General features: G+C 51.1%; 2 protein-coding genes and 2 pseudogenes. All 4 read right to left on the reverse strand.

Annotation, left to right across the window (positions count from 1 at the left end; genetic code table 11):
* Positions 1-327: 327 nt before the first annotated feature.
* On the reverse strand, positions 328-711 hold the full coding sequence (locus AO068_RS29850; RefSeq protein ID WP_058409589.1) for a barstar family protein: 384 nt from the start codon (positions 709-711) through the stop codon (positions 328-330).
* 54 nt (positions 712-765) lie between these two features.
* A pseudogene (locus AO068_RS29855) lies at positions 766-972 on the reverse strand (ribonuclease domain-containing protein); the annotation flags it as partial.
* Between the two features lie 54 nt (positions 973-1,026).
* Complete coding sequence (locus tag AO068_RS23340) at positions 1,027-1,416, reverse strand: hypothetical protein (RefSeq protein ID WP_147467835.1); 390 nt, start codon at positions 1,414-1,416, stop codon at positions 1,027-1,029.
* A pseudogene (locus AO068_RS23345) lies at positions 1,416-4,061 on the reverse strand (DUF637 domain-containing protein); the annotation flags it as partial. The gene AO068_RS23340 and the pseudogene AO068_RS23345, both read right to left, overlap by 1 nt.

Here is a 4,061-nt window from a genome sequence, read left to right on the forward strand (position 1 = left end):
ATGCCGGGAGAGCAGCCTCTGGACCGCCCGGATTATATCTAAAACCTCTTGGCATGTGCGCGTCCAAATGCCGTGTATCAGGCAGTGTTTGCCCCCTGAACATGGTGCATAGAAATTCTTTCGCCCTTTGGCCCTGCATCTTCAGAAANCCTTTAGCAATTGCGGCCCTATTTTCAGGACTTAAGATTTGACCATACCCAAGGTCATCCCGGTTATCACGCAGTGCACTCCAATCTGCGGCATTTGAACGAACAACACCTGTCCGAGTCGCGCCAGAAGTGACATTAGGTGCGGGAGGCACTACTTCGCTTGCCGCTTTTGCACCTTTTACATAACGAACACCAAATGGAATGGCGTTCCGCTTTTCGCCCAACATTCAGCTGCTTCCAACCAGGCCGTTGCAAAGCACCCCAACGCGTATGGGGCCTGAGACCATCCTTTAGCCGCTTCGCGTAGAACGAGACAATAACTGTCAGCAGGAAACATATCGCCCAGACACTCGTCGAGAGCGTCCCAGTTATTCCCAAAATAATCTGGAAACTTCATTGCCGATGCCACAACCTCAAACAAATCCTTATCTGACCTTACATTCACTATTGAGCCTCTAGCCACCATACCCCCTAGAGAATCTAACGCATGCTTGATTTCCTCAGTGCGGACAAAGTGGATCGAAACTATAGAGGCCTTTTTCAAATATTTGATACTCGTCATGACTACCTCCTATTCGGATTAACCTGGATAAAAATTGTCGTAATGATCTTCTGTTTAGTACGTCCTGCCAGAGTTCGCACCTTGAACTACGCGACGTTTGGCGCGATTATTAGCACCGGGCGTATCAACGGTATACTCTCGATAATCTTCTTCTGAAAGCTTACCTTCTTTATTCCTAAAAATGGTTCCATCTTGTTTGTAAGGAAAAGGACCGCCAGTTTCGATACAGTCAAGGGTCTTATTTACCTCGGCTATACGATCAGCATCCTTGAGGGGAAGATTCCTAGCGCCTTTTGCACCAAGCTGACTGACACTTTATTTTTTATAACCTCGCCACATATCATTTAAAATAATTAACACCCTAGAATAAATTAGCAACTGAACTTCAAAAACCACAATACTCTCCGAAAGATGAATTTCCAAAGGAATTGAAATATTCACATTCTGGTTCGCCGAAGCCTGCGAAAACACCGCCGCAGATAGATGACTAGTAATCTTTAATATATCAGAGTAAAGAGCATCAATATTTTTTTCCTTAAACTTTATAGCTACGCCTTTTTCAAAAATCTTTAAGGTACAGCCATCTAAACAAATCTCATATACCCCCTGGCCCATTTCGAGGCCACTACTGAGAGGTATATAGCCTCCATAACCAGACACATTGAGGCTTTTCAGATGCTTGCTCACTGAATTTGGATGGCTCACTACTTTAGCCCCTTCAAAAAATTTCTAAGTCCTTCTTTGGTAGCCGGAAAACTAAAAGAGAATTTCTCGCCCACTTTCCCGGCCCCTAATGCTGCGCCTTCCTCTGACGCGTAATAACCTTTAAGGGTGACTGTCTTGGCTCCTTGAGACTGAGTATATTCTAGGAGTTTTTTAAGCGGCCCCACTAATTCTGAAGCCCCGTCCGGACCATAGCCCATAAAACCTTTCCATGTACCTACAGCAAAGTCGTCAAATATAACCTCACCGGCCTTCATCGTCACTTTAGGGGAGTATATGGTTCCGACTCCGTTAGCAGCGTTAAATGAAACCTTCCCAAGATCGGTCGCCACAGGCAAGGTTGCTTTTGCACCCAGTGTACTCGTACCAACGGATGATCTTCCGCCCAGCAACGTCATCCCTGCTGCAGCCATCAGGTCGGTAAGCAGAGTAGCACGCTCTTTTACATCTGTTATTGATCTCCCCTTCTGAGCATCGAGCCAGCTCGTGTCTTTGACCCACTGATCAAGCCCGGCCGTTTCCTCAGGTGTCAGCCATCCTTCCTTCACGTTTTTGGCGTAAGCCATCTGCTTATCAGAAACGAATAGCGCGCCCCAACCATCCACGCCTTGTGACGGAACAGCAACCGCCCCGGGATTGCCTGTAAGCAAACCAGCCATATCGTAAGAAACGCTGTGCTTCAAGAAGTTAAGCAAGTCTTTGGCGACAGGCTCTGTGAGCGAGACCGCGCTTCTCTGAATGTCCTCGACGCAGGATCGGCTTGTGCAAGCATTGATAGCCATTGAGCGTTCGCTCGATAGCTTCTCGTAGTCAGCAATGATTGAGCGGATGTTCTGCTCCGAGCAACCTTGCGAAGCCCGACAGCCTTGCAGCTCATCAAGCAACCGCTGGGCCGAAGGGTGGTCAAGATTGTTGTACTGCGTACTATTAGCCGTCACCGCCGCTGCTGCCGATGCGTCTCCTCCCGTTGCGGCAGCAGTCAGAGCACCGATCAACTGCGAGGCAGTCATCAGTTTGCTGACACCTGCCTGATAGGCTTGAGAATCTCTGTCAACGCCTTTTGGCAGAAGTCTCTCCGCCAGATAATCGACAACCATTTCATTCGCGCCTGCGGCCAAGGCACCCGTTCGGAAATCGCCGCCCATGGCCTCGGACATCAACCCGCCAAGCACGGCATGCATGCCAACTTTGGTGAGTTTGCCCTCATCGAACAGAGTGAAATCACCGATCTTGCCTGCGGCAATGGCGCCACCCGTAGCGATTCCCGTAGTGACTATGGAAGAGCCAAGGTTATCCTTGAAACTCCCGCCCATGATCGCGGTCTTGATCACAGATTCGGTGATCACCTTAGTCGCAACGGTCTGAAAACTCGCAAGGTCCAAGCCCAGATTTTTCGGGTTGATGGTCGGTACGAAACCTGCCATGACTCCCGCCATGGCGTATCCCTTGATGGCGTTGGAAGACGTCACGTCTTTGAAAACAGCGCCAAGATCACCCTTGTTGTTGATCGTGCTCGTCACCGCCGTCGTCGCAACGCTGGTTGCTACAGCGCCGCCAATACCAGCGCTTAAACCAAAGCCTGCTGGGCCCATCACCGCCGCCATCAGGATGGCGACAACAATCTGCGCAGCAGGCCCAAGGCCCGAGTTGTCGTACTTGAAGCTTTCGTGAATTTCCTTGACCTGACGCCAGTCGATGTCTCCTCGTTTCTCGGCATCCTTGATCCAGGCCAGTTCCGGATCGGCCTTGACCATTGCATCGATGCTCTGGCTTACGCTTTGCTGATCGACCTGTTTCACATCAATGCGCAGACCGTTGACGGCCTGAATGGCAACTTCGCCTTTGGCCACCAGTTCGCTCTGGCGAAAGGTCTCGTCAGTTGTCCCTCTGCCTTTTGTCGAGAACCACGCTGCACTGCTTTTGTTCTTGGTGTGGCTTTCGTCGTGGAGGTCTTTCACGCCCTCGAAATCGATTGCGCCGCCACTGTTGATCAACAAATCATTGCCACTGTTCAGTTTGGCAACCTGATACCGCTGGTCGCCGCCACTTGCCAGCGTCAGGTTACCGCCTGTAGTGATTTCACTGCTGATATTGCGCGTGTCGGTCACTTCATCGCGCTTGAAGTTTTTAGCCCCAAAACTCCCCTTCTTCTTTTTGTCATACAGCGAGTAATCACTGTCCTGCGCCGCCAAAATGTCCAGACTCTCACCAGCAACCAGATACGCCTCTTTCCCGGCTGTAATACGACTAGAGATCACGGCGAGGTTCTGGCCAGCCTGCAAGGCAACGCTGCCTCCCGCTTCAAGATCGGAGGAAACCTGGCTGACGTGATCTTCCTGACGGGTCAGTTTTTTGCTTTTCGACAGGGAGTGTTCTTCGTCCGCCGCAGAGCTGATGGTGAGGTTTATTTGGCGTCGATCTGGCTGGCGATGACGGAGATGTCGCGTCCGGCCTGAACGGTCAGGTCGCGCCCGGAACTGGCGGTGGAGCCCAGTTGGGTGATGTCGCTGCTGTTGTGTTTGCTATCCGAGAACAGGCTGTTGGTGACTTCGGTCGGGGCAATGGTGACGTCGCGTCCGGCCTGGATGCTCATGTCGCGGCCGCTTTCCAGCACGCTGCCTTTGTTG

The sequence above is a fragment of the Pseudomonas sp. ICMP 3272 genome (assembly GCF_001466905.1).
Taxonomy (GTDB): Bacteria; Pseudomonadota; Gammaproteobacteria; order Pseudomonadales; family Pseudomonadaceae; genus Aquipseudomonas; species Aquipseudomonas amygdali.

What these genes read in the sequence shown, in the direction of transcription:
- AO068_RS29850 (WP_058409589.1), bottom strand. Translation starts at nt 711, where the DNA reads ATGACGAGTATCAAATATTTGAAAAAGGCCTCTATAGTTTCGATCCAC.